Below are 23,375 nucleotides of genomic sequence, written 5' to 3'. Positions count from 1 at the left end.
CCCCCACCCCGGCCCTCCCCCGCTGGGCGGGGGAGGGAGAAAAGTCCCCTCCCCTGCGTCAGCGGGGGAGGGTTAGGGTGGGGGCAATGATGACTTTGGCCCTCAGAACTCCTTCCAGTCGTCATCCTCGCTGACGTTGCGCTTGAGCGCGGCCCCCGAATGGGCCACTGCGCGAGCCGCCGGCTTGGCCGCGGCGCGGGTCGGACGGGACGCCGGAGCGGCCGGACGGGCCACCGGGGCGACGTGCCGCGGTGGCGCAGCGGTGCTCGCAACCGCGACCGGCACGGCCCGCGGGTCCAGCTTGAAGAAGCCGATCAGCCCCTTCAGGTCGTTGGCCTGACCGGCCATGGCCTGAGCGGCGGCGGTGGTTTCCTCGACGAGCGCGGCGTTCTTCTGGGTCATCTCGTCCATTTGCGAGACGGTGGCGTTGATCTCGTCGAGCGCCGCCGCCTGCTCCGAGGAGGCGGAGGCCATCTCGGCGATCAGCCCGGCGACCTGCTGGACGCCCGACACGATGCCCTCCAGCGCGTCGCCGGCCTTCTTGACCAGCTCCACCCCGTCCTTCACTTGGGCGTCGCTGTCCAGGATCAGGCCCTTGATCTCCTTGGACGCCTGGGCGGAGCGCTGGGCGAGGTTGCGCACCTCCTGGGCCACCACGGCGAAGCCGCGGCCCGCGTCGCCGGCCCGCGCCGCCTCGACCGCCGCGTTCAGCGCCAGCAGGTTGGTCTGGAAGGCGATCTCGTCGATCACCCCGATGATGTCGGTGATCTTGCGGCTCGACGCCTCGATGCGCTTCATCGCGTCGATGGCCGAGCCCGCCACCGTGCCGCCGGACTCTGCGGCGGTGTGGGCGTCGGCGGCCATGCCGTTGGCGCGCTGGGCGTTGTCGGCGTTGGAGCGTACCGTCGCCCCCAGCTCCTCCATGCTCGCCGCGGTCTCCTCCAGCGAGGACGCCTGCTGCTCCGTCCGCTCCGCAAGGTCGGACGAGCCGATGGAGACCTCGCCCGCCGCCGAGGCGATGGTGTCCGCCGCCTGGGTGATCTGGCCGACGATCTCCGACAGCTTGGCGGAGGTGGCGTTGACGTCGGTCTTCAGCGTCTGGAAAGCGCCTTCATAGTCGCGTTGCACCCGCTTGTTGAGGTCGCCCTGGGCGAGCGCGCTGAGCACTGCGCCGAGATCGGCGATGACCGCCTCGACCGTGTCGGTCAGGCGGTTGATGCCCGCCGACATGGTCTTGTAGAAGCCGTCCTTGCCGGTCAGGTCGAGGCGGCGCGACAGGTCGCCCTTCGACACGCCGTCGATCAGCGCGGCGATCTCCTCGCCGATGGCCGTCTCGCGGGCGCGCTGCGCCTCGTCGGCGCGGCGCTCGGCCTCCAGGCGGGCGCGCTCGGCCTCGTCCATCGCCTTCTTCTGGATGGCGTTGTCCTTGAACACCTGCACCGCCTGGGCCATCTGCCCGATCTCGTCGCCGCGGTCGAGGCCGGGAACGGCGACGTCCAGCTTGTCGGCGGCAAGGTCGTGCATGGTCGCGCTCATCGCCCGCACCGCGCCCATCTGGCGGCGGACCAGGAAGAAGCTGACCAGCCCGAAGGCCAGCGTGACCAGCGGCGCCACCACAAGGATGGTGCGCTCAACCTCGTCCACCACCCTCATCACGTCGGCCCGCTTCAGCCCGACGAACAGCACGCCGACCACCGAGCCGGAGGCGTCGAGCAGCGGGTCGTAGGAGGTGAAGTAGCGCTCGCCCAGGATGTCGGCCTCGCCGCGGTAGGGCTTGCGTTGCGTGATGACGCTGTCGAAGACCGGCCCGGCGCCCAGCTTCGTGCCGTTGGCCCGGCTGCCGTCGGGGTTCTGCACGGTGGTGGCGACGCGGGTGTCGCCGCGGAACACCGTGGCCGCACCGCCGGTCAGCTCGCGGATCTGGTCGACCATGCGGGTGTCGCCGTCGACCCGCACCGATCCGACGTAAAGCGCGCCGTCGCGCAGGCTGTAGTCGGCGCCGTTCTGCTTCAGCAGCATGTGGGCCAGCGCCATGCTGCGTTCCCGCTGCTCCTGCGCGGAGGCGGCGCTGCGGTCGCTCAGCACATGGCTGGAGGCCAGCGTCAGCACGATGGCCAGGATGAACAGCCCCAGCACGTTCAGCAGGGACAGTTTGGCGGTCAGGGAGAGGTTTTTCAGCACGTTCGGCCCTATGCGGCAATCGCTCCGCAGCCCTCGCCAACGGAGATAGACAATAAGTCTAATACGGTTTTATCCATTCGTCCGCGTGCAATTTTTCAGAGACCGATTCTCGTCCACCGTGTGGAAGGGCTCCGGCGGACCGCCATGCAGCCGGCGCACGGCCCGTCTTCCTTGGTTGGCGCGGTAACTGGCCCTAGGTTAGGGCAGCCGCCTTTGGCAACCGACCCTTTTCCCGGACTCCTCCATGCGCCGCCGCACCAGCAACCCCAGCCCGGCCCCCTCCTATGCGGAGGCCGCGTCCAGCACCGGCGACATGGCGGCGCTGCGCTCGCTCGTCCCCTATCTGTGGCCGCGGGATTCCTTCGAGACCAAGTTGCGTGTCGTGGTCGCGCTGATCCTGCTGGTCGGCGCCAAGGTGGCGAACGTCTGGGTGCCGATCTTCTACAAGCGGGCGGTCGACGCCCTGTCGCCGGGCGATGCCGGAGCGCTGGTGACGATCCCGCTGGGGCTGATCGTCGCCTATGGTCTGGCGCGGGTGATGTCGCTGGTCTTCGCCGAACTGCGCGACGCGGTGTTCGCCAACGTCGCCCAGCGCACGATCCGCAAGGTCGCCCTGTCGGTCTTCCAGCACCTGCACGCCCTGTCGCTGCGCTTCCATCTGGAGCGGCAGACCGGTGGCCTGACCCGCTCGCTGGAGCGCGGCACCCGCGCCATCGAGACGCTGCTGCGCTACGCCCTGTTCTCCATCGTGCCGACGCTGGTCGAGATCACGCTGGTCTGCGTGATCCTGTGGCGGATGTTCGACGGTTGGTTCGCGCTGGCAACCTTCGCCACGGTGGGAAGCTACATCGCTTACACCTTCTTCGTGTCGGAATGGCGCATCCAGTTCCGCCGCGCCATGAACGAGACCGACAACAAGGCCAACACCAAGGCGGTGGACAGCCTGCTGAACTACGAGACCGTCAAGTATTTCGGCAACGAGGGGCACGAGGCCCGGCGCTACGACCAGGCGCTGGCCTCCTACGAGCAGGCGGCGGTCAAGAGCCAGCGCAGCCTGTCGCTGCTGAACATCGGCCAGTCGGCGATCATCTCGCTGGGGCTGGCGGTGGTCATGGGCATGGCGGCGCGCGGCATCGTCAACGGCACGATGACGCTGGGCGACTTCGTGCTGGTGAACACCTACCTGCTCCAGCTCTACCAGCCGCTGAACTTCTTCGGGGTGGTGTACCGCGAGATCAAGCAGGCGCTGATCGACGTGGAGTCGATGGTGACGCTGCTGTCGGTGGACCGCGAGGTGGCCGACCGGCCGGACGCTCCCCCGCTGGCCATCACCGGGGGCGAGCTGCGTTTCGACGGGGTGGAGTTCGGCTACGACCCGCGGCGCCCGATCCTCAAGGGGGTGAGCTTCACCGTGCCCGCCGGGCGGACGGTGGCCATCGTCGGGCCGTCCGGGGCGGGCAAATCGACCATCGGCCGGCTGCTGTTCCGCTTCTACGACGTGTCGGGCGGCGGCATCCTGATCGACGGGCAGGACATCCGGGAGGTGACCCAGCAATCGTTGCGCGGCGCCATCGGCATCGTTCCGCAGGACACGGTGCTGTTCAACGACACGGTCTACTACAACATCGCCTATGGCCGCCCCGGCGCCAGCCCGGCGGAGGTCGAGCAGGCGGCCCGGCTGGCCCACATCCACAATTTCATCATGGCGCTGCCCGACGGTTACGAGACCACGGTGGGGGAACGCGGGCTGAAGCTGTCCGGCGGCGAGAAGCAGCGCGTCGCCATCGCCCGCACCATTCTGAAGAACCCGGCGATCCTGCTGTTCGACGAGGCGACCTCGGCGCTCGACACCCACACCGAGCGGGAGATCCAGGCCAACCTGCGCGAGGTCAGCCGGGGCCGCACCACGCTGGTGATTGCCCACCGCCTGTCCACCGTGATCGATGCCGACGAGATCCTGGTGATGGAGGCCGGGCGTGTGATCGAACGGGGACGCCACATGGAACTGCTGTCGCGCGGCGGCGCCTATGCCGCATTGTGGGCGCGGCAGCAGGAATCCTCCCAGGGGCCGGAACCGGTTCCGGAAGTCCTTGCCCCCACCTGAGCCCTTTCCCACCTCATCCCATCATCACGACGGAGCTTCCCTTTGGGACCGGTACGGCAGGCGCTGCGCGAGGCGACCCGCGACATTCATGAACGGCTGGACCGCGCGGCGGTCCTGCGCCCGCTGACCAGCCCGACAATCTCTGTGGAGGAGTACCGCGACGCCCTGATCGCCCTGCACGGCTTCAACGCCCCCATCGAACGGGCGCTGGGCGAGGGGGCCGAACGGCTGGACCTGCTGCGCGCCGATTTGGCCGATCTGGGGGTGGACGCGGACTCATTGCCGGTGGCCGGGTCGCTGCCGGCGCTGGACGGCCTGCCGGCGCGGCTGGCGGCGCGCTATGTGCTGGACGGCTCCGCCCATGGCGGGCGGGCGATGCTGCCCAACGTCACCCGCGCGCTGGGCTTCGACGCCACGCGCGGGGCGCGTTTCCTGGCATCCGCCGGGATCGACATGGCCGGCCGGTGGAAGGCGCTGCTCGCCCGGCTGGAGAGCGATCTGGAGGCGCCCGAGTCGGCGCAGTCCGCCTGCGCCACGACGGTCGCCCTGTTCGCCGCGCTGGAGGTCTGGCTGGACGGGCTGGCCGCGAAGGCGGCGTGACGCTTACAGGGGCCGGCGGATCGACGCAGCGGATCGATGCGGGGGCTTCACCGCGCCCGCCGCGCCCGCTAGGTTCCCTGCATGACCACCGCTCCCGCCCTCAACACCCCCGCCGCGCTCGCCGACGCGGTGCTGCGGGGTGACCGCCGCGCGCTTGCCCGCGCCATCACGCTGATCGAATCGACCCGGCGCGACCACCGTGCCCAGGCCGACGCCCTGCTGGAGACTTTGCTGCCCCACACCGGCAACTCGGTGCGGGTGGGCATTTCCGGCGTGCCGGGGGTGGGCAAGTCGACCTTCATCGAGGCGTTCGGGCAGCACGTCATCGCGCGGGGGCACAAGGTGGCGGTGCTGGCCATCGACCCGTCGTCGCAGCGCACCGGCGGCTCCATCCTCGGCGACAAGACCCGCATGGTGGACCTGTCGCGCGAGCCGAACGCCTTCATCCGCCCATCGCCCGCCGGCGCCACGCTGGGCGGCGTGGCCCGCCGCACGCGCGAGGCCATGCTGATCTGCGAGGCGGCGGGCTTCGACGTGATCGTGGTGGAGACGGTGGGCGTCGGCCAGTCGGAGACGGCGGTGGCCGACATGGTCGACCTGTTCATGCTGCTGCTGCTGCCCGCCGGGGGCGACGAGCTTCAGGGCATCAAGAAGGGCATCGTGGAACTGGCCGACCTCGTGGTCGTCAACAAGGCGGACGGCGACCTCGCCAACACGGCGCGGCATACCGTCGCGGACTACCGCCACGCCCTGACCCTGCTGCGCCACGGCGACTGGCGCGTGCCGGTGCTGAGCTGCTCGGCCATCACCAGGGCCGGCATCGATTCGGTGTGGGACACCATCGGGGAGCACAAGGCGATCACCGAAGCGTCCGGAGTCCGCGCCACGCGCCGCGCCGAGCAGGCCCGCGCCTGGCTGTGGAGCGAGATCCGCGAGACGCTGGTGGACGCCTTCAAGGCGCATCCCGCCGTGCGCGCCGACCTGTCCGCGCTGGAGTCCCGCGTGACCGGCGGCGCCATCACCCCCACCGCCGCTGCACGCGTTTTGCTTGAAAAGTTCCTCGGGCGCGCGGTGGAGTAGGTCCTTTCGGGTATGCTGCACCGCAACATTTCCGTTGCGCCGCGATTCTCCCGTGCATAAGGTGGCCTGGGCGGGAAAGGAGCGCCTCCGTGGCGCTTGGGCGAGAGGTTTGCCCGCAGTCTCCTGGGGTATGAGCCGGAGTTGACTTGTCCGACACCGCCTCCGCGTCGAGTCGTCAACGGGAGACCTTAGGACATGGCCGCCAATTTTCTGGATCTTTTCGAGCGCTTCAATCCCCTGACCAATGGGCCTCTCGCCCTGTCGCCGCTGGGCAAGGCGAATGCCGAGACCTACGCCGCCCGCGGCACGCGCGTCGCCGGCGTGATGCAGGACGGCTGCCGGCGCCTGCTCGACGGCGTGACCGCCGGCATCGGCGAAACGACCCACCTCGCCAGCGAATTCGCCAAGGTGCGCAGCCCGGCGGACCTCGTCGCCGTGCAGCGCGAATGGGCGACCGTCGCCCAGGCCCGCGTCGTCAACCAAGTGCAGACCGTCCTCGACGTCTCTTCGAAGATCGCCGCCGAACTGGGCGTCAGCCCGCTGGCCCTGTCGCCGGCCGCCCCGTCGCCCAAGGCCGCTCCGGTCGCCGCGCCGGTTCCGAAGGCCGCCGCGAAGGCGGACGCTCCGAAGGTCGAGGCGCCCAAGGTCGAAGAGAAGAAGGCCGAGGTGAAGGCGGAAGCGAAGGCCGAGCCGGCTCCCGCCCCGGCGCCGAAGAAGGCTCCGGCGGCCCGCAAGGCCTCTCCGGCCAAGGCCGCCGCTCCGAAGGTCGAGGCGCCCAAGGCTGAAGAGAAGAAGGCCGAGGCGCCCGTTGCGAAGGCGGAGCCGGTGAAGGCCGAAACGCCGAAGGTCGAGGCGGCTCCCGCCCCGGCGCCCAAGGCGGAGGCCCCGAAGGCCGAGGTGAAGGCTGACGTGAAGGCCGCCCCGAAGGTCGAGGAGAAGAAGGCGGAGGCCCCCAAGGCGGACGCGCCGAAGCCGGAAGCGCCCAAGGCCGCCCCGAAGGCTGAGGAGAAGAAGGCCGCCGCTCCCGCCGCCGAGTGATTCCACCGGATCGCGGTCCCCGCCGGCCCGGGGACCGTCGATCGGCGCGCGCCCGTCTCTTCCTTCCTTGACGGGCGCGCGCTTGTTCGACTATAACGCCGCCTCCTTCGGGCGGTATGCTGCCCGGGACCGGGTTTCATTTGCTAAAATAAAGGATCACTCCGATGGCACGTCGGTGCTCCGTGACCGGCAAGGGCACGCAGTTTGGCAACAACGTCAGCCACGCCAACAACAAGACCCGCCGCCGTTTCCAGCCGAACCTGCAGGAAACCGCGCTGCTGAGCGACGCTCTGGGTCAGATGGTGCGCCTGCGTATCTCCACCAACGCGATCCGTTCGATCGAGCACAAGGGCGGCCTCGACGCCTTCCTGCTCGACGCGAAGGACGACGTCCTCAGCCTGGAAGCGCGCCGCCTGAAGCGCCGCATCGCCAAGGCCCAGGACAAGCAGCAGGCCGTCGCGGCCTGAGGCTGACCGCCTGGAGGCGCCGGAGCGCATCCAGGCGATTCTGGTGATGTTACCGCGGAGCGGCAAACTCCGCGGCCGGGTGCTGAGCCCCACACCAGGACGACTCCGACTCTCGGTTGCACCGAACCCCGGTTGAGAGTGCCGCGCGCATCGCCGAAAGGCTTTGCGCGCGTTTTGTCGTTTCCGGACAACGAGTCTAGAACGATCGCTGCACGCCGAGCAGGAGGCGGTAGCGCGGCGAATCGGGGCCGAACCCGACGCCGACACCGGCACCCACGGCGAGGTCTTCGCCGACAAGATGCCGGACGCCGGCTTCCACGAAATTGTCGGCCTTGCCGCGCTCCTGCGACTGCTCGCGGACCACGTCGAAGGCCACGGCGGTGGCCGGGCCGACCGGGGCGTTCATCCCGGCGGCCATGATGAAGCGGTTGTCGCGCTCGTCCGAAGCCGGATCGAACAGATGCCGCCAGGACAGGTTGGCGTGCAGGCGCGGCGCGCCGGCGGCGGTGCCGAGCGGCTGGGTCAGGCGCCCGGTGATCCCGGCTTCGGTCGTCTTGCTTCCCCATCCGTAGGGGATGCTGACCAGCGGCTCCACCGAGAGGCCCAGCCGTCCCTGCGACGGTTCGCGGATGTTGTATTCGGCGGACAGCTTGACGTCGCCCTGCTGCGCGTCGTCGGCGTTGCCCACGCGGTAGCCGGGATTGACCTTCAGCGCCAAGCCGTTGGCCACGCCGACCTGGAGTTCCGGATCGAAGGACAGGCGGTTGCGCCCGCCGTCCCCCTTCAGCCGGTCGAAGAAGGCGCGGACCTTCACATCGACGCTGCCCTTCTCGATGGCGGCGGCGTCCTCGACGGTGATCGGCAGCTCCGACGACAGCGCCATGCGCTTGTCGTCCTGCGCACTGGCGGTGCCTGCAAGGGCCAGCAGCCCGGCGGCGAGGGTGAGGCCCGCGAGAGCGGCGTGGCGCATGTCTGCTTTCCCGAACCGGTGGCGTTTGCCCAACAACAGCCGGGCGGGGCGAACGGGCCACGGAGGGGAGGGGGTTACTCCACCGAGTCGGGGTCTTCGGCGTCCACCACCCGCCGGGCGATGTCGTAGGCGAAGCCGGCGCGGCCCAGCGCCGCCAGATCCTTGTCGCGGAATTCCGCGCGCTTCTCCGGCAGGCGGTAGGGGCCGAGCCGGCGGCGGCGGGCCAGCGCCAGGGCGGCGGTCAGGTTCAGGTCGCCCTCCACCTCCTCGTCCAGCGACTCCAGCGCGCGGTCGGCCTCGTCGCGGCCGATGCCCTTGGCGGACAGCTTCTCGCGGATGGCGCGGGTCGAGGTGCCGCGGCGGTGCAGGCTGGCCGCCCGCATCTCCGCATAGGCCGCGTCGTTGAGCAGGCCGCTGCGCAGATAGCGGGCGATCAGGTCCTCGACCCAGCGCGCCCCCTCCGCCGGGTCGGTGCCGTGGGCCTGGGCGGAGCGGTCGACCTTGCGCATCAGCACGCGCCGCAGGCTGGCCGAGGAGCTGGCGAAGCGCTGGAGATAGTGCAGGGCCGCGTTCTCCAGATACTGGGCGGTCACGCGGCGCGGCGGCTTGCGGGCCGGCGGCTGGTCGCGGGTCATGGCTGTCTCCCGTCCGGGGGCGGTTGCCGGAACGGGCGGCGCGCCCTAAAGTCCGGTCCGTTCCTGTGAATCGTGGTGCGATGACTCATCCTCTCCCTCCCATGCCCCGCCAGGTCGGCGCCGTCAACTGGGTCGGCCTGTGGACCCTCTACGCGCGCGAGGTGCGCCGGTTCCTGAAGGTGCACCAGCAGACCGTCTGGGCGCCCGTGGTCACCACCCTGCTGTTCTACGCCGTCTTCGCGCTGGCGCTGGGCGGTGCGGTGCGGATGATCGGCACGGTGCCCTATCTGGAGTTCCTGGCCCCCGGCCTGATCATGATGGCGATGGCCCAGAACGCCTTCGCCAACACCTCCTCCTCCGTGGTGATCGCGAAGGTCCAGGGCAACATCGTCGACATCCTGATGCCGCCGATGGCCCCTCTGGAGCTGGCCTTCGGCTTCGTCATGGGCGGCGTGACGCGCGGCCTGCTGGTCGGGCTGGTCACCGGGCTGGCCATTTGGGCCTTCGTCCCGGTGCGCATCGCCCATCCGGAGTTCGTCATCTTCCACGCCCTGATGGCCTCGATGCTGCTGTCGCTGCTCGGGCTGGTCGGCGGCATCTGGTCGGAGAAGTTCGACAACATCGCGGCGGTGACCAACTTCGTGGTGACGCCGCTGTCGTTCCTGTCCGGCACCTTCTATTCGGTGGAGACGCTGCCGCCGGTGTTCTGGTGGATCGCCCATTTCGACCCGTTCTTCTACATGATCGACGGCTTCCGCTACGGCTTCATCGGGCGGTCGGACGGCACGCTGGGGATCGGGATTCTCGTCATGCTGGCCGTCAACGGCGGCCTGTGGTGGCTGGCCTGGCGCATGCTGAAGACGGGTTACAAGCTGAAGGCGTAAATCCGCCGGAATTCGGCCGAATTCAGCCGGTCGGCGTAGCCAATCCGTTGACAGGGTGAAGTGACATCTTGATATTCGACGGTTCCCGGCGGGCGAGGGTGCCCGCCGGGCTTTCCTCATTTGGAGGTTTTCGCTGTGATTCCGGTCGTCATGCCCACATATGCCCGCGCCGACATCGTGTTCGAGCGCGGCGAAGGTCCGTATCTGTACGCGACCGACGGGCGACGATTCCTCGACTTCGCCGCCGGTGTGGCGGTGAACGTCCTCGGCCACGCGAATCCCTATCTGGTCGAGGCGCTGACCGCCCAGGCCCACAAGCTCTGGCATACCTCCAACCTGTTCCGGGTCGCCGGGCAGGAGAGCCTCGCCAAGCGGCTGACCGAGGCCACCTTCGCCGACACCGTGTTCTTCACGAACTCGGGCGCCGAGGCGTGGGAGTGCGGCGCCAAGCTGATCCGCAAATACCATTACGAGAAGGGCGACAAGGCCCGCACCCGCATCATCACCTTCGAGCAGGCCTTCCACGGCCGCACGCTGGCCGCGGTGTCGGCGGCGCAGCAGGAGAAGCTGATCAAGGGCTTCGGCCCGTTGCTCGACGGCTTCGACCTCGTGCCCTTCGGCGATCTGGAGGCGGTGCGCGCGGCCATCACCGACCGCACCGCGGCCATCTGCCTGGAGCCGATCCAGGGCGAGGGCGGCATCCGCGCCGGCTCGGTCGAGTTCCTGCGCGGCCTGCGCGCGCTGTGCGACCAGCACGGAATGCTGCTGTTCCTGGACGAGATTCAGTGCGGCATGGGCCGCACCGGCAAGCTGTTCGCCCATGAATGGGCCGGCATCACGCCGGACGTCATGGCGGTGGCCAAGGGCATCGGCGGTGGCTTCCCGCTGGGCGCCTGCCTCGCCACGGAAAAGGCGGCGTCGGGCATGACCGCCGGCACCCACGGCTCGACCTACGGCGGCAACCCGTTGGCCACCGCGGTCGGCAACGCCGTGCTGGACAAGGTGCTGGAGCCCGGCTTCCTCGACCATGTGCAGCGCATCGGCGGCCTGCTCCAGGACCGGCTGGCCGGGCTGGTGGCCGAGAATCCGGCGGTCTTCAAGGGCGTGCGCGGCAAGGGGCTGATGCTCGGCCTCGCCTGCGGCCCGGCGGTCGGCGACGTGGTGGTGGCGCTGCGCGCCAACGGCCTGCTGTCCGTTCCGGCCGGCGACAACGTGGTCCGGCTGCTGCCGCCGCTGAACATCGGCGAAGCCGAGGTCGAGGAGGCCGTGGCCATCCTCGCCAAGACCGCCAAGGAGCTGGTGTGATGTCCGCCGTTCGTCATTTCCTCGACATCGACCGGCTGGACAAGGCGACCCTGCGCCAGATCCTCGCCATGGCCGCGACCATCAAGAAGGACATCCCGGCCTACCGCTCGCTGTTCGCGGGCCGCACGCTGGCGATGATCTTCGAGAAGCCGTCGACCCGCACCCGCGTCTCCTTCGAGGTGGGCATGCGCCAGCTCGGCGGCGACGTGGTGGTGCTGAAGCCCGACGACATGCAGCTCGGCCGCGGCGAGACCATCGGCGACACCGCCCGCGTGCTGTCGCGCTACGTGGACGCGGTGATGGTCCGCACCATGGGCGAGGAGCGCGTGCACGAGCTGGCCGAGTTCGCCTCGGTGCCGATCATCAACGGCCTGACCGACCAGTCGCACCCCTGCCAGATCATGGCCGACGTGATGACCTTCGAGGAGCATCGCGGTCCCATCGAAGGGCGCACGGTGGCCTGGATCGGCGACGTGAACAATGTGGCGGTGAGCTGGGTCCATGTGGCGGTGCGCTTCGGCGTGGAGATCCGCCTCGGCTGCCCGGACATCTACGGCCCGGCGCCGGAACTGCTCGACTGGGTCAAGCGCGAGGGCGGGCGCATCACCGTCACCACCTCGCCGGAGGAGGCGGTGCGCGGCGCCGACTGCGTGGTCACCGACGCCTGGGCCTCGATGCACAACACCGACGTGGACGAGCGGGCGGCGATCCTCGGGCCCTATCAGGTCAACGAGGCGCTGATGGCGCTCGCCGCCCCCGACGCCCTGTTCATGCACTGCCTGCCCGCCCATCGCGGGGAGGAAGTGACTGACGGGGTGATCGACGGCCGGCATTCGGTCGTCTGGGACGAGGCGGAAAATCGCCTGCACGCCCAGAAGGCCATACTGGCATGGTGCCTCGGCGCCACTATTTAAGAGCACTTGGGGCTGAGAGCCCTTGGAATTGGAGTCATGGCCCGGCGCCGCCCCCCGCGATGAGCGGGATGGCGGCGCCGGGCCATGGCCTGTCGTAACTTCGAGGACATCATGGACGATCCTTCCGTCCAACCGATCACCGACGATCTCGTTCTGCCTTTCCAGATCGAGGCGTCGCGCCTGCGCGGCCGCATGGTGAAGCTGGGCCCCGCGCTGGACGAAATCCTGACCCGCCACGCCTATCCGGAGCCGGTCGCCCGCTTCCTGGCCGAGACGATGACGCTCGCCATGCTGCTGTCCAGCATGCTGAAGTACGACGGCATCTTCACGCTCCAGACCAAGGGCGACGGCCCGGTCCGGCTGATGGTGGCGGACATCACCTCGGTCGGCGACATCCGCGCCTACGCCCAGTTCGACGAGGAAGCGCTGGCCAAGGCCGGCGACGACGTGGCCATCGCCCCGGCGCCGGCCCTGCTCGGCAAGGGCCACATCGCCTTCACCGTGGACCAGGGGCCGAACACCGAGCGCTACCAGGGCATTGTCGAGCTGTACGGCAAGACGCTGGCCGACTGCGTGCAGCACTATTTCCGGCAGTCGGAGCAGATCGACACCGGCCTGACCGTGTCGGTGGACCAGGAGACCCTGCCGGACGGCAGCAAGGGCGCCTGGCGGGCCGGCGGCATCATGATCCAGCGCCTGCCCCAGGACGCCACGGAGAAGGTGCTCGGCTCCGGCGACGAGGACGCGTGGCGCCGCGCCATGGTCCTGCTGTCCAGCACCACCGGCGACGAGCTTCTCGACCCGGAGCTGCCGGCCCGCGACCTGCTGTTCCGCCTGTTCCACGAGGACGGCGTGCGGGTCTGGCAGCCCAAGGCCCTGCGTTTCGGCTGCCGCTGCTCGCGCGAGCGGGTGTCGGACATGCTGTCCCGCCTGCCGCGGGACGAGGTGCAGAGCTTGAAGATCGACGATGGGCGGGTCGAGGTGGTCTGCCAGTTCTGCTCCACCGCCTACCACTTCGACGACGCGGACCTCGACCGGGTCTACGGGACGGCGAAGTAAGGAGCTCCAGGTTCCGGATGCGCTTGGGAAACGGCGCGGCTATAGTGCCGCGCCGTTTTTCCGTCTCACCGGAGCGATCATGCCCACCCGCCGTTTCGTTCTCGCCGCCGCTCTCGCCACCGTGGCCCTGACGGCCTGCCAGAGCACGCCGCCGCGTCCGGCGGCCCGGCCCATCGACTATTCCAACTTCGGCCCGATCGTCCTGAACGCGGGCGGCGTCGACGTGGTGGACGCCCACCGGCCGGCCGGCACCACCGTCGACCAGCGCATTCCCCTGCCACCCGCCGAGGCGGTGCGCCGCTGGGCCAACGAGCGGCTCCAGGCCGCGGGCGGGCCGGGCCGCGTCCGCGTCACCATCCGCGACGCCAGCATCGTCGAGGTCCAGCTTCCCAAGACCGGCGGGGTGAAGGGCTATTTCACCAACGATCAGGCCCAGCGCTACGACGGGCGGATCGAGGTCGAGGTCGGCGGCGAACTGCCCGGCGAGACGACCTTCCGCGGCATGACCAAGGCGACGGTGACCCAGTCGACCACGGTGCCGGAGAACATCTCGCTGGCCGACCGCGAAGCGACCTTGCAGGATCTCGTCCGCCGCATGATGGACGATCTGAACGCCCGGCTGGACGCCGGCATCCGCAAGGATCTGGCGCCGATGGTTCGGCGGTAGGGTTTGGCGGTAGGGGAGGTCTTGCCCCTCCCTAGCCCTCCCCCGCTTCGCAGGGGAGGGGACTAAATTTCCCTCTCCTGCGTCAGCGGGGGAGGGAAGGGGCCCGCGGCGAAGCCGTGGGAAGGGTGGGGGCAAGAACCTCCAACACCCCCCAAACACAAAAAGGGCCGCCCATTGGGCGGCCCTTTCCGTTCCGATCCGTCCGGACCCGCTTAGTAGCGGTAGTGGTCCGGCTTGAACGGGCCTTCGACCTTCACGCCGATGTACTCGGCCTGCTTGGCGGAGAGCGTGGTCAGCTTGGCGCCGATCTTGTCCAGATGCAGGCGGGCGACCTTCTCGTCCAGGTGCTTCGGCAGGACGTAGACCTTGTTCTCGTAGCTGGCGGCGTTGGTCCACAGCTCGATCTGGGCCAGCACCTGGTTGGTGAAGCTGGCGCTCATCACGAAGCTCGGGTGGCCGGTGGCGCAGCCCAGGTTCACCAGGCGGCCCTGGGCCAGGACGATCAGGCGCTTGCCGTCGGGGAAGACGACCTCGTCAACCTGCGGCTTGACCTCTTCCCACTTGTAGTTGCGAAGAGCCTCGATCTGGATCTCGCTGTCGAAGTGGCCGATGTTGCAGACGATGGCGCGGTCCTTCATCTGGCGCATGTGGTCCAGCGTGATGACGTCCACGTTGCCGGTCGCGGTGACGAAGATGTCGCCCTGCGGGGCGGCCTCGTCCATCGTGACGACCTGATAGCCTTCCATGGCGGCCTGGAGCGCGGTGATCGGGTCGATCTCCGTCACCAGGACGCGCGCGCCCTGCGAGCGCAGCGAGGCGGCGGAGCCCTTGCCCACGTCGCCGTAGCCGGCGACCACGGCGACCTTGCCGGCCACCATCACGTCGGTGGCACGCTTGATGCCGTCGACCAGCGACTCGCGGCAGCCGTAGAGGTTGTCGAACTTCGACTTGGTGACGCTGTCGTTCACGTTGATGGCCGGAACCTTCAGCGTGCCCTTCTTCATCATCTCATAGAGACGGTGGACGCCGGTGGTGGTCTCCTCCGACAGGCCGCGGACCTCGGCCAGCATCTCCGGATACTTGTCGTGCATGATCTGGGTGACGTCGCCGCCGTCGTCCAGGATCATGTTCGGGGTCCAGCCATCGGGACCGCGCAGGGTCTGCTCGATGCACCACCAGAACTCCTCCTCCGTCTCGCCCTTCCAGGCGAAGACCGGGATGCCGGCCGCGGCGATGGCGGCGGCGGCCTGGTCCTGGGTCGAGAAGATGTTGCAGGAGGACCAGCGGACGGTCGCGCCGAGAGCGGTCAGCGTCTCGATCAGCACGGCGGTCTGGATGGTCATGTGCAGGCAGCCGACGATGCGGGCGCCGGCCAGCGGCTTCGTCTCGCCGAACTCCGCGCGCAGCGCCATCAGGCCGGGCATCTCGGTCTCGGCGATGGTGATTTCCTTGCGGCCCCACTCGGCGAGGCTGATGTCCTTGACCTTGAAGTCGGTGAAGTTGGCGGGCGCGGCCATCGGGGGGTCTCCTGCGCGGCTGTTTGCGGTACAGCAATGAAAAGGGGCGGGCGCACCGGCCCGCTGTGGCGTTGGTGTAGCAGCGCATTCGGAACCCCGCAAGCATAAAGATATCTTTATGTTTGCGGGGCAACCGGTCGCGGCCAACCGCTTGGCTGCAGCCGTTCCGGCCCGGCGGACCTTTTCCGTGCGGGCCGGCGTTCCCATAACCGGTCTGTGACGGACGGGAGGCAGGGGACGGGCGATGGCGCTGGCAGGATTGAGGGCACCCGGCTTCTGGACGAGGCTCGGCCGGCACGAATTGCGGCTTCTCGTCGGCATGGCGGTCAGCGCCGGGCTGATCCTGGCCTTCGCCCTGCTGGCCGGCGAGGTGATCGAGGGCGAGACGGCGGCCTTCGACCGCGCGGTGCTGCTGGCGCTGCGGGTGGCCGGCGATCCGGCGATGCCGCTGGGACCGCCCTGGCTTCACAACGCGGCGCGCGACGTCACGGCGCTGGGCAGCATCACCGTGCTGTCGCTGATCACCGCGGTGACGGTGGGGTTCCTGCTGCTTCAGGGGAAGCGCGGGGCGTCGCTCCTGGTGCTGCTGTCGGTCGGCGGCGGCATGGCGATCAGCAGCCTGCTGAAGAACCAGATCGGGCGGGAGCGCCCGGACATCGTCCCCCACGGCGACATCGTCTTCACCGCCAGTTTCCCCAGCGGCCATTCGCTGCTGTCGGCCGTCGTCTTCCTGACGCTGGGCGCCATGCTGGCCCGCTTCGTCGAGGGGCGGCGGCAGAAGGCTTACGTGCTCGTCGTGGCGATGGTGGTGACCTTGCTGGTCGGGTGCAGCCGCGTCTATCTCGGCGTCCATTGGCCGACCGACGTCCTGGCGGGCTGGTGCGTCGGGGCGGGCTGGGCCGCGCTGTGCTGGCTCGTCGCCCTGTGGCTGCAAAGACGCGGTGCTGTCGAACCGGAGGGTGAAGCCGGACCGGTGCCGGATCGCACTTGACCCTGCCGGTCCTCAGCCGATATTTCGGGTGATCCCGTCGATCAACCCACAGCATGTCGATGCCCGAAGGCACTTTGGACCGTGAAACCCTGCAAGCCGTCGGCGTGCTGAAGCGCGCCGTGGACGAGGCGCGGGTGCCGGGCGTGCTGGAGTTCCGGCTGCTCTCCAGCGCGCTGGACCGCACTCTGGAAACCGAAGACCTGCATGAACTGAACGAGGCCAAGCGCGTTTACGAAACGCTGGACGGCGAATGCCGGACGCTGGTCGTGGAGCGCGCCACCAGCCTCGCCCATGCCGAGGCCGCCGAACGGCGGGCGCCGCATGAGGAGGTGGAGGTCGACGTCGTTCCGGTCGCCGCGGCGAAGCCGGAACCTCCGGCGTCGTCGCCTTCGGCGCCACCGGCCGGGCCCCCGCCGGGCCTGCGCGGCGGCCGGACGATGCGTCCGGCCACCGGTTTCCTGGCGGCGCTGAACGGCGTGCGCTCCGCCTCGCGGAGCCAGCCGCCGGGCCAACGGACGGAGGACGGCGCGCCGGACAGCCGCGCCACCGCGAAGTCGCGGCTGATGGCGGCGGTGGAGGAGCGGCGCGAGAGCGACCACGGCGCGCGGTTCCATTCCGGCGGCCCGGTGTCGGACAGCGACTGATTGAGAGAGGATGATCACACAATGACAGCGTTCAGGGTCGGGGATCAGGTGACGATCCACAACAGCCAGACCGGCCCGGAGAGGATTGCCACGGTCGACGCCTTCACCGAGGGCAACCGCTGCATGGTGCTGTCCGACGGCACCAAATGGCGGGCGGACGGACAGCGCCAATGGCGTGTCGGCAGCGGCTACTACAAGGGGCCGGTGGTCGAGCGGACGCGGCCCGGTGACGTGGACATCGTGACCCGGCGCCGCGCCATCGGCGTGATCCGCAAGTTCGCCCAGGACTTGAACATGGACAGCCCCCTGGACGCGGCGGCGCTGACCCGCATCGTCGAGCGGATCCAGGCGGAGCAGGCCGCGGCCCCCAAGCCCGTGGACTCCGAGGACTAGGGAGCACAAGCCTCCGGCCCCGTCCGTCGCGGGGCCGGAGGGCGGACCAGCCGTGTTGCGTTGGCATGCAAATGCGTATCATTATCATGGTATGCAGCCGTGAACCGGCCAGGCAACCGCATTCGGGCTGAACGCACATGATGGACAAGAGGAAGGGCGCGGCGCCTCGTCCAGCGCCGGTGCCGGAGGCGTCCGCTCCGGGCAAGGCTGCCCCCGGCGGCCAGGAGAATCGGCTGCCTCGTGGCCGTCTGATCGTCGCGCTGGACGCGCTGCTGTCGAAACGGAACGTCACGCTGGCCGCCCGCGACCTCGGTCTGCAGACCTCGGCGCTCAGCCGGCTTCTGGCGCAGATGCGCGAGGAGTTCGGCGATCCCCTGTTCATCCGCTCGGGCCGCGGTCTGGTGCCGACGCCCTTCGCCGAAGCACTGCGCCCGCGCGTGCAGGCGCTGGCCCGTGGGATCGACGCCCTGTTCGAGCCGTCGATGGAACGCCCGGCGCTCGACGAAACCTTCGATCCCCGCTGGAACGTGCCGACCGCCATCGACGCGCCGCCGCTTCAGGTGCGTCCGGCCGGCCTGCTGGAGGGACAGCCGTCTCCGGCCCAGATCGACGCGAAACTGGAGAGGATCGCGCCGGACGCCACTGCGCAGGACCGGCTGGCCCGCCACATCGGCGTGCTGGGCATCGCCGGCGGCGGCCACGGACGCCCGCTGACCGCCGAGGAGGCGGAGGAGGCGATGACCATCATCCTGGCGGGCGAGGCCGATCCGGTCCAGGTCGGCGCGCTTCTCGGGATGATGCGGATGCGCGGCTCCACCGCGCCGGAACTGGCCGGACTGGTGCGGGCGATGCGGGCGCACGTCGCCGCCGGGCTGGGCCGGACGATCCAGGCGGACATCGACTGGCCCTGCTTCACCTCGCCCAACTACCACAACCCGCCCTGGTTCTTCCACGCGGCGCGGCTGGTCGCGCAGGCCGGCCACCGGGTGCTGCTGCACGGCAGCACGGGCTGCAGCGCGGCGTCTGGACGTTACGAGTTCATCGCGCCCACCGTGGGTATCCCGGTCTGCACCAACGCGCGGGAGATCACGGCGGCGCTGGCGGCGCAGCGGATCGCCTACGCGCCGCTCGCCGCCCTGTCCCCGCAGATCTACCGGCTGATCGGGCTGCACCGGCTGACCCAGACCCGCTCCGCTGTGTTCGAGGCCGTGCATCTGCTGAAGCCGTCCAAGGCCAAGACTTCCCTGTTGGGCGCGGCCAAGCCGACCTACCGGGAACTCCACCGCGACGCCGCGCGCATCCTCGGCTGGAAGCACATGGCCGTGCTGGGCAGCGTGCGCGACGTCGCCCAGTTCACGCCCTTCCGCCCTTCTTCCATCCACCGTCTGGTCAATGGCGAGGCGGAGGACCTCATCCTGCCCGCCTGCATGGACGAGCCGCCGCCCACGCCGCGCCCGCGCGGCACCAGCCTGGAGTACTGGCAGGGGGTGTGGACCGGTGCCGTGCGCGATGCGCGGGCCGAGCGGATCATCATCGGCACCGCGGCCTTCGCCCTGTTCGCCCTTCCCGGCGCCACCGGACCGGCCTTCGCCGACGCCTTGCGGCTGGCCGAACAGCTCTGGAAGGCCCGTCTCGGGCAGGGCGCGATGGCTGTGCAGAGTCCACCCTGACGTAGAAAAGACGTTCGGCCTGCGGCGCTTCTGCATATTGCGAATAATTCTTATTATCGGCGTTGCTGCTTTGCAACAGTTCGGCCTCTCCCGCCCCGCCCGGACCTGTGAAAGCCTCTGAACAGAGTCTTTAAATTATTGTAATGTAATGGAAAAATTGGCGTGAGACGCCCTCTGCGCGAGCTTGCGGAGGGTCTGCCAAGGGACTCCGACAAACAGCATATCCCTGCATGCGTTGGGGCTGAATAGGGGGGATTTTGCAATTTAGAATTATTCTGAATGATCGCCGTTGAAGGGGGCGCCTCCCCGATTGGTAGATACCCGCCGCTGATCGGCGCATCCGCCACGACGACTTTTCGGGAGAGCCTTATGTTGCAATCGAATGTCCCCGACCGCCTCCGACCCATCATCGCCGGCGCCGCCGCGACGGCGGGGCTGGCGATGTCCTTTTCCACCCTGGCGACGGTGGCCGAGGCTCAGACGGCCGGATCGGGGGCCGGGTCTGGCGCGGGGAACGCGCCGGGCGCCGCGGCCGGTGACGCCACCGTCCTCGACCCGGTTCGGGTGGGCGCCGACCGTCCGGCCGACACCGGGAACGTGAACGCCAAGCCCACCGGCATCTCCCGCCTGCCCGACACCGTCAAGGACACGCCCCGCGTCGTCAACGTCGTTCCGGAAGAGATCATCGAGCAGCAGCGCGCGACGACCCTGGAACAGGTCCTGCGCAACGTCCCCGGCATCACCATCTCGACCGGCGAGGGCAACGGCGGCCAGAACGGCGACCAGTTCCGCATCCGCGGCCTGACCGCCCGCGGCGACATCTACACCGACGGCCTGAAGGACTTCGGCGTCTACACCCACGACGTCTTCAACACCGAGACGGTGCAGGTCTTCAAGGGCCCGTCGGGCAACGGCTTCGGCGTCGGCAACTCCGGCGGCGTCATCAACCAGGGCACCAAAAAGGCCGGGCTGGACAAGCGCTACAAGGTCGAGCAATCGGTCGGCTCCGGCCCCACCTACCGCACCACGGTGGACGTGAACCAGCCGATCAACGAGACGACGGCGTTGCGCATCAATGGCCTGTACCACGACCAGGACGTCGCCGACCGCGACGAGGTCGAGGCCAAGCGCAAGGGCATCGCCGCCGACCTCGGCGTCGGGCTGGGCACCCCGACGACCTGGCACCTGAACTACTCCTACCTCGACGGCGATAAGATCCCGGACATGGGCGTGCCGATGATCCGCGGCCGCGACGGCACCTTCCGTCCGGCGCCCGAGTTCGGGCTCGACCGGTCCACGTCCTACGTCCGCAACCAGGACCGCGACGACACTGAGAACCACGTCGTGACCTCGACCCTGGCGCATGAGGTCAGCAAGAACCTGTCCTTCTACAACGACAGCCGCTACAGCCATTACGAGCGCGATTTCGTCTCCACCGCCCCGGCGGCGCTGACCGCGGCCAGCAGCACGCTCTTCCTGAACGGCGGCAACCCGGTGATCGCCTACGGCGCCGGCGGCGGCCTCGCCTTCAAGCAGAAGGGCTGGGGCGTCCAGAACGTCGCGGGCGCCAAGGCGGAGGGCACCTTCCTTGGCCTCTACCACAAGGTGAACGGCGGGCTTGACCTCAGCTATCAGAAGGACGAGCGGCGCGGTGGCACCTGGGTCAACCGCACCAACACCCAGACCATCCGCAACCCCAGCCACAGCTACCCGGCCAACGCCTTCCTCACCTACCCGGCGACCGGCGTGCGTGAATCGAGCGTCGCCAACACCGGCCTGTTCATCACCGACCGCGTGTGGCTGTTCGAGCAGCTTTCGGTGCAGGGCGGCCTGCGCTGGGATTACTTCCGCAGCACCTTCCGCGCCTCCGATCCGACGGTGGCGGGCGGCAGCGCCAGCACCCGGACGCTCAGCCCCTCGGCCAGCCTGATCTACGAGCCGACCAAGGACGCGTCCCTGTATGTCTCCTACGCGCGCTCCAACAAGCCGATCGGCGTGGACATCGCCGCGCAGCTCACCAACGGCACGGCGGAGACCCCGCGCAATGGGCGTGACTTCGATCCGGAAAAGACCGACCTGTACGAGATCGGCGGCAAGGCCGACTTCTTCGGCGGGCGGCTGGGTCTGAACGGCGCCCTGTTCCAGATCGAGAAGAGCAACACCTACTCGGTCGATCCGGCCACCGGCACGGTCACCGACGGCTTCTCCGAGGCCGGTCTGGGCACCCGCATCCGCGGCTTCGAGGCCGGGGTGAGCGGCAAGGTGGTCGAGGGCTGGAGCGTCTACGCCAGCTACGCCTACCTCGACGGCGAGATCAAGGAGTCGCGCACCAACGCGGCGGTCGTCGGCAACGAGGCCCCGAACGTGCCGAAGCACAACGCCAGCCTGTGGTCGACCTACGAGTTCGCCCCCGGCGTCGTGCCCGGCAAGGTCATGGTCGGCGGCGGCATCCAGTACGCCTCGGAATACTGGGCCGACAGCGCCAACACCGGCCGCGTGCCGGAGACGGTGTCGCTGGACAGCGTGGTGTCCTACGAGATCAATAACCTGTCCCTGGCGCTCAACGCCTACAACCTGACCGACCACCGCAACTACGCCTCGGCCTTCAACGCCTCGCGCGCGGTGCCGGCCTCGGGCCGCACCTTCATGCTGACCGCCGGCGTCACCTTCTGATCCCGGTCAGGCCGGACCGCGTTCCCGGACCATCCTCCGGGGGCCGGTCCGGCCTTCTTCCATGTATAGGGCTTTTGCCGCCTAACCCTCTCCCCAGAGGGGAGAGGGGACAAGCGGTGGGGTCGCCCTGTCTTCTTCTGCAAAAGGATTCCTCCCCGTGCTTCTGCAAATCCCCGACGTTCTGACCGCCGACGAGGTCGCCCATTGCCGCGCGGTGCTGGAGGCGTCGCCCTGGGTCGATGGCCGCGTCACCGCGGGCTCCCAGGCGGTGCTGGCCAAGAACAACCTGCAGATCCCGGAGGAAAGCGACACCGCCCGCGAGCTGGGTGTGGTCATCCTGAAGGCGCTGGGGCGCAACCCGGCCTTCAACTCCGCGGCCTTGCCGCTGCGCGTCCTGCCGCCCATGTTCAACCGCTACGACCTGGACATGACCTACGGCAACCATGTGGACAACGCCATCCGGGCCATTCCGGGCACCGGCGGCATGCGCCTGCGGGCCGACGTCTCCACCACGATCTTCCTCAGCGATCCCGGCGAGTATGACGGCGGCGATCTGGTCGTCGAGGACACCTATGGCACCAAGGGCGTGAAGCTGCCGGCGGGGCACGCGGTGGTCTATCCGTCCAGCAGCCTGCACCGGGTGACCCCGGTGACGCGCGGCTCGCGCTGGGCCTCCTTCTTCTTCACGCAGTCGCTGGTCAAGGACGACGGGATGCGGGCGATGCTCTACGACCTCGACGTCGCGATCATCGACCTGCGCCGGGAGCTGGGCGACCAGCACCCGTCCGTGCTGGCCCTGGTGAACCACTACCACAACCTGCTGCGGCGCTGGGCGGAGGTGTGATGGCCGGGATCGCTGCCTGTTCCACGGAAGGGCCGGGCATCATCGACGTGCAACTCGCCCTGGGGCAGCAGTGCCTCGACCGCGGCGGGGCCGAGCGGGCGCAGGCGGTGGAGTGGTTCCGCATCGCCGCCCGCAGCGGCGACGCCCGTGCCGTCAACATGCTGGGGCGCTGCCACGAGCACGGCTGGGGCGTGCCCGCCGACCCCGTCCTGGCCGCCGCCCATTACCGACGGGCCGCCGAGCTGGGCGATGCGTGGGCGCCGTTCAATCTGGCCGACCTGCATTGCCGCGGCCTGGGCGTTCCGGCGGACGACGCCGAGGCCTACCGGCTCTACGCTGCCGCGGCCCGCCGGGGCAACGTGAAGGCGCTGAACATGCTGGGCCTGTTCCACGAGGCCGGGCGCGCGGTGGCCGAGGACGGGGCGGGCGCCCGCCAACTCTTCCAGGCCGCAGCGGAGGGCGGGGACTGCTGGGGCTGCTTCAACCACGCCCGGCTGCTGCTCCAGGACGGGCGGACGGAGGAGGCGCTGGCGTGGTTCGCGCGGGCGTTGGAAACCGGTTTCCCCGACTTTTACCGCGGCATGGCCGCCGCCCTGGCCGACCAGCCCGACCCGCGCCTGCGCGCGTTGGCGTGGCGGGCTGGCGAGTTGGCGGAGGGCCGTTCTTAATAGCCCTCTCCCCTCTGGGGAGAGGGTGGCCCGTAGGGCCGGTGAGGGGGTTGCGCGTGGCGGTACGTCCG

21 protein-coding genes are annotated in these 23,375 nt (G+C 69.3%); 17 read left to right on the top strand and 4 right to left on the bottom strand.

The window, feature by feature from the left end; genetic code table 11:
• Nucleotides 1-102 precede the first annotated feature (102 nt).
• The gene (locus tag ABAZ39_RS15085) at nucleotides 103-2,181 is read right to left on the bottom strand and encodes a methyl-accepting chemotaxis protein (protein ID WP_081863067.1); all 2,079 of its coding nucleotides are present in this window, start codon (nucleotides 2,179-2,181) and stop codon (nucleotides 103-105) included.
• A gap of 244 nt (nucleotides 2,182-2,425) precedes the next feature.
• Here ABAZ39_RS15085 and ABAZ39_RS15080 point away from each other — a divergent pair, with 244 nt between their 5' ends.
• The 5 genes from ABAZ39_RS15080 to rpmB all read left to right on the top strand — a co-directional run bounded on the left by ABAZ39_RS15080 (nucleotide 2,426) and on the right by rpmB (nucleotide 7,470).
• On the top strand, nucleotides 2,426-4,285 hold the full coding sequence (locus ABAZ39_RS15080) for an ABCB family ABC transporter ATP-binding protein/permease (RefSeq protein WP_040133854.1): 1,860 nt from the start codon (nucleotides 2,426-2,428) through the stop codon (nucleotides 4,283-4,285).
• Between the two features lie 42 nt (nucleotides 4,286-4,327).
• Nucleotides 4,328-4,885, top strand: coding sequence for a biliverdin-producing heme oxygenase (locus ABAZ39_RS15075; protein WP_040133853.1), 558 nt, complete (start codon nucleotides 4,328-4,330; stop codon nucleotides 4,883-4,885).
• 81 nt (nucleotides 4,886-4,966) lie between these two features.
• Nucleotides 4,967-5,965, top strand: a complete 999-nt coding sequence (gene meaB / locus ABAZ39_RS15070; RefSeq protein ID WP_014198080.1) for a methylmalonyl Co-A mutase-associated GTPase MeaB — start codon at nucleotides 4,967-4,969, stop codon at nucleotides 5,963-5,965.
• Nucleotides 5,966-6,160: 195 nt separating this feature from the next.
• A complete protein-coding gene (locus tag ABAZ39_RS33065; RefSeq protein ID WP_051658141.1) occupies nucleotides 6,161-7,003 on the top strand; it encodes a phasin family protein in 843 nt (280 codons plus the stop codon).
• A 164-nt stretch (nucleotides 7,004-7,167) separates the two neighbouring features.
• Complete coding sequence (rpmB, locus tag ABAZ39_RS15060; RefSeq protein ID WP_014198082.1) at nucleotides 7,168-7,470, top strand: 50S ribosomal protein L28; 303 nt, start codon at nucleotides 7,168-7,170, stop codon at nucleotides 7,468-7,470.
• Between the two features lie 196 nt (nucleotides 7,471-7,666).
• Here the strand turns inward: rpmB and ABAZ39_RS15055 are convergent, their stop codons facing one another.
• A complete protein-coding gene (locus ABAZ39_RS15055) occupies nucleotides 7,667-8,440 on the bottom strand; it encodes a hypothetical protein (RefSeq protein ID WP_040133852.1) in 774 nt (257 codons plus the stop codon).
• 74 nt (nucleotides 8,441-8,514) lie between these two features.
• The gene (locus tag ABAZ39_RS15050) at nucleotides 8,515-9,075 is read right to left on the bottom strand and encodes a regulatory protein RecX (protein ID WP_040133851.1); all 561 of its coding nucleotides are present in this window, start codon (nucleotides 9,073-9,075) and stop codon (nucleotides 8,515-8,517) included.
• Between the two features lie 80 nt (nucleotides 9,076-9,155).
• Here ABAZ39_RS15050 and ABAZ39_RS15045 point away from each other — a divergent pair, with 80 nt between their 5' ends.
• The 5 genes from ABAZ39_RS15045 (at nucleotide 9,156) to ABAZ39_RS15025 (ending at nucleotide 13,904) form a co-directional block, all read left to right on the top strand.
• The gene (locus ABAZ39_RS15045; protein WP_035678066.1) at nucleotides 9,156-9,959 is read left to right on the top strand and encodes an ABC transporter permease; all 804 of its coding nucleotides are present in this window, start codon (nucleotides 9,156-9,158) and stop codon (nucleotides 9,957-9,959) included.
• Nucleotides 9,960-10,109: 150 nt separating this feature from the next.
• Complete coding sequence (locus tag ABAZ39_RS15040) at nucleotides 10,110-11,264, top strand: aspartate aminotransferase family protein (protein WP_051658379.1); 1,155 nt, start codon at nucleotides 10,110-10,112, stop codon at nucleotides 11,262-11,264.
• On the top strand, nucleotides 11,264-12,178 hold the full coding sequence (argF, locus tag ABAZ39_RS15035) for an ornithine carbamoyltransferase (RefSeq protein ID WP_040133850.1): 915 nt from the start codon (nucleotides 11,264-11,266) through the stop codon (nucleotides 12,176-12,178). The genes ABAZ39_RS15040 and argF overlap by 1 nt, the downstream gene beginning before the upstream one ends.
• 111 nt (nucleotides 12,179-12,289) lie before the next feature.
• The gene (locus ABAZ39_RS15030; protein ID WP_040135213.1) at nucleotides 12,290-13,237 is read left to right on the top strand and encodes an Hsp33 family molecular chaperone; all 948 of its coding nucleotides are present in this window, start codon (nucleotides 12,290-12,292) and stop codon (nucleotides 13,235-13,237) included.
• 79 nt (nucleotides 13,238-13,316) lie between these two features.
• Entirely contained in the window at nucleotides 13,317-13,904 is a 588-nt protein-coding gene (locus tag ABAZ39_RS15025; protein WP_040133849.1) for a hypothetical protein, read from the top strand.
• Nucleotides 13,905-14,116: 212 nt separating this feature from the next.
• On the opposite strand, the gene ahcY is transcribed toward ABAZ39_RS15025, so the two are convergent.
• Nucleotides 14,117-15,421 (bottom strand): adenosylhomocysteinase, encoded by a 1,305-nt coding sequence (gene ahcY / locus ABAZ39_RS15020; protein ID WP_040133848.1) that lies wholly within the window; start codon nucleotides 15,419-15,421, stop codon nucleotides 14,117-14,119.
• 244 nt (nucleotides 15,422-15,665) lie between these two features.
• Here ahcY and ABAZ39_RS15015 point away from each other — a divergent pair, with 244 nt between their 5' ends.
• From ABAZ39_RS15015 to ABAZ39_RS14985, 7 genes are all read left to right on the top strand, one after another.
• Nucleotides 15,666-16,412 (top strand): phosphatase PAP2 family protein, encoded by a 747-nt coding sequence (locus tag ABAZ39_RS15015; RefSeq protein WP_051658140.1) that lies wholly within the window; start codon nucleotides 15,666-15,668, stop codon nucleotides 16,410-16,412.
• 53 nt (nucleotides 16,413-16,465) lie between these two features.
• On the top strand, nucleotides 16,466-17,056 hold the full coding sequence (locus ABAZ39_RS15010) for a hypothetical protein (RefSeq protein ID WP_051658139.1): 591 nt from the start codon (nucleotides 16,466-16,468) through the stop codon (nucleotides 17,054-17,056).
• 21 nt (nucleotides 17,057-17,077) lie between these two features.
• Entirely contained in the window at nucleotides 17,078-17,449 is a 372-nt protein-coding gene (locus ABAZ39_RS15005; protein ID WP_040133847.1) for a hypothetical protein, read from the top strand.
• A 137-nt stretch (nucleotides 17,450-17,586) separates the two neighbouring features.
• Nucleotides 17,587-19,119 carry a glycosyl transferase family protein gene (locus tag ABAZ39_RS15000; RefSeq protein WP_040133846.1) on the top strand — a complete coding sequence of 511 codons (1,533 nt, stop codon included), beginning with the start codon at nucleotides 17,587-17,589 and terminating at the stop codon, nucleotides 19,117-19,119.
• Between the two features lie 369 nt (nucleotides 19,120-19,488).
• Entirely contained in the window at nucleotides 19,489-21,792 is a 2,304-nt protein-coding gene (locus tag ABAZ39_RS14995) for a TonB-dependent receptor (RefSeq protein WP_051658138.1), read from the top strand.
• Nucleotides 21,793-21,949: 157 nt separating this feature from the next.
• The gene (locus tag ABAZ39_RS14990) at nucleotides 21,950-22,636 is read left to right on the top strand and encodes a Fe2+-dependent dioxygenase (RefSeq protein WP_040133845.1); all 687 of its coding nucleotides are present in this window, start codon (nucleotides 21,950-21,952) and stop codon (nucleotides 22,634-22,636) included.
• A complete protein-coding gene (locus ABAZ39_RS14985) occupies nucleotides 22,636-23,304 on the top strand; it encodes a tetratricopeptide repeat protein (RefSeq protein ID WP_040133844.1) in 669 nt (222 codons plus the stop codon). Before ABAZ39_RS14990 ends, ABAZ39_RS14985 begins: the two co-directional genes overlap by 1 nt.
• Nucleotides 23,305-23,375: the final 71 nt, after the last annotated feature.

Origin of the sequence: Azospirillum argentinense (assembly GCF_000632475.1) — a bacterium.
Lineage (GTDB): Bacteria > Pseudomonadota > Alphaproteobacteria > Azospirillales > Azospirillaceae > Azospirillum > Azospirillum baldaniorum.
This window is presented reverse-complemented; position numbering and strand designations above follow the sequence as displayed.

Bases quoted from the DNA above. Each gene is read 5' to 3' on its own strand.
- ABAZ39_RS15080 (WP_040133854.1), top strand. From the start codon at position 2,426: ATGCGCCGCCGCACCAGCAACCCCAGCCCGGCCCCCTCCTATGCGGAG.
- meaB (WP_014198080.1), top strand. From the start codon at position 4,967: ATGACCACCGCTCCCGCCCTCAACACCCCCGCCGCGCTCGCCGACGCG.
- ABAZ39_RS33065 (WP_051658141.1), top strand. From the start codon at position 6,161: ATGGCCGCCAATTTTCTGGATCTTTTCGAGCGCTTCAATCCCCTGACC.
- rpmB (WP_014198082.1), top strand. From the start codon at position 7,168: ATGGCACGTCGGTGCTCCGTGACCGGCAAGGGCACGCAGTTTGGCAAC.
- ABAZ39_RS15055 (WP_040133852.1), bottom strand. From the start codon at position 8,440: ATGCGCCACGCCGCTCTCGCGGGCCTCACCCTCGCCGCCGGGCTGCTG.
- ABAZ39_RS15050 (WP_040133851.1), bottom strand. From the start codon at position 9,075: ATGACCCGCGACCAGCCGCCGGCCCGCAAGCCGCCGCGCCGCGTGACC.
- ABAZ39_RS15045 (WP_035678066.1), top strand. From the start codon at position 9,156: ATGACTCATCCTCTCCCTCCCATGCCCCGCCAGGTCGGCGCCGTCAAC.
- ABAZ39_RS15040 (WP_051658379.1), top strand. From the start codon at position 10,110: ATGCCCACATATGCCCGCGCCGACATCGTGTTCGAGCGCGGCGAAGGT.
- argF (WP_040133850.1), top strand. From the start codon at position 11,264: ATGTCCGCCGTTCGTCATTTCCTCGACATCGACCGGCTGGACAAGGCG.
- ABAZ39_RS15030 (WP_040135213.1), top strand. From the start codon at position 12,290: ATGGACGATCCTTCCGTCCAACCGATCACCGACGATCTCGTTCTGCCT.
- ABAZ39_RS15025 (WP_040133849.1), top strand. From the start codon at position 13,317: ATGCCCACCCGCCGTTTCGTTCTCGCCGCCGCTCTCGCCACCGTGGCC.
- ahcY (WP_040133848.1), bottom strand. From the start codon at position 15,421: ATGGCCGCGCCCGCCAACTTCACCGACTTCAAGGTCAAGGACATCAGC.
- ABAZ39_RS15015 (WP_051658140.1), top strand. From the start codon at position 15,666: ATGGCGCTGGCAGGATTGAGGGCACCCGGCTTCTGGACGAGGCTCGGC.
- ABAZ39_RS15010 (WP_051658139.1), top strand. From the start codon at position 16,466: ATGTCGATGCCCGAAGGCACTTTGGACCGTGAAACCCTGCAAGCCGTC.
- ABAZ39_RS15005 (WP_040133847.1), top strand. From the start codon at position 17,078: ATGACAGCGTTCAGGGTCGGGGATCAGGTGACGATCCACAACAGCCAG.
- ABAZ39_RS15000 (WP_040133846.1), top strand. From the start codon at position 17,587: ATGATGGACAAGAGGAAGGGCGCGGCGCCTCGTCCAGCGCCGGTGCCG.
- ABAZ39_RS14995 (WP_051658138.1), top strand. From the start codon at position 19,489: ATGTTGCAATCGAATGTCCCCGACCGCCTCCGACCCATCATCGCCGGC.
- ABAZ39_RS14985 (WP_040133844.1), top strand. From the start codon at position 22,636: ATGGCCGGGATCGCTGCCTGTTCCACGGAAGGGCCGGGCATCATCGAC.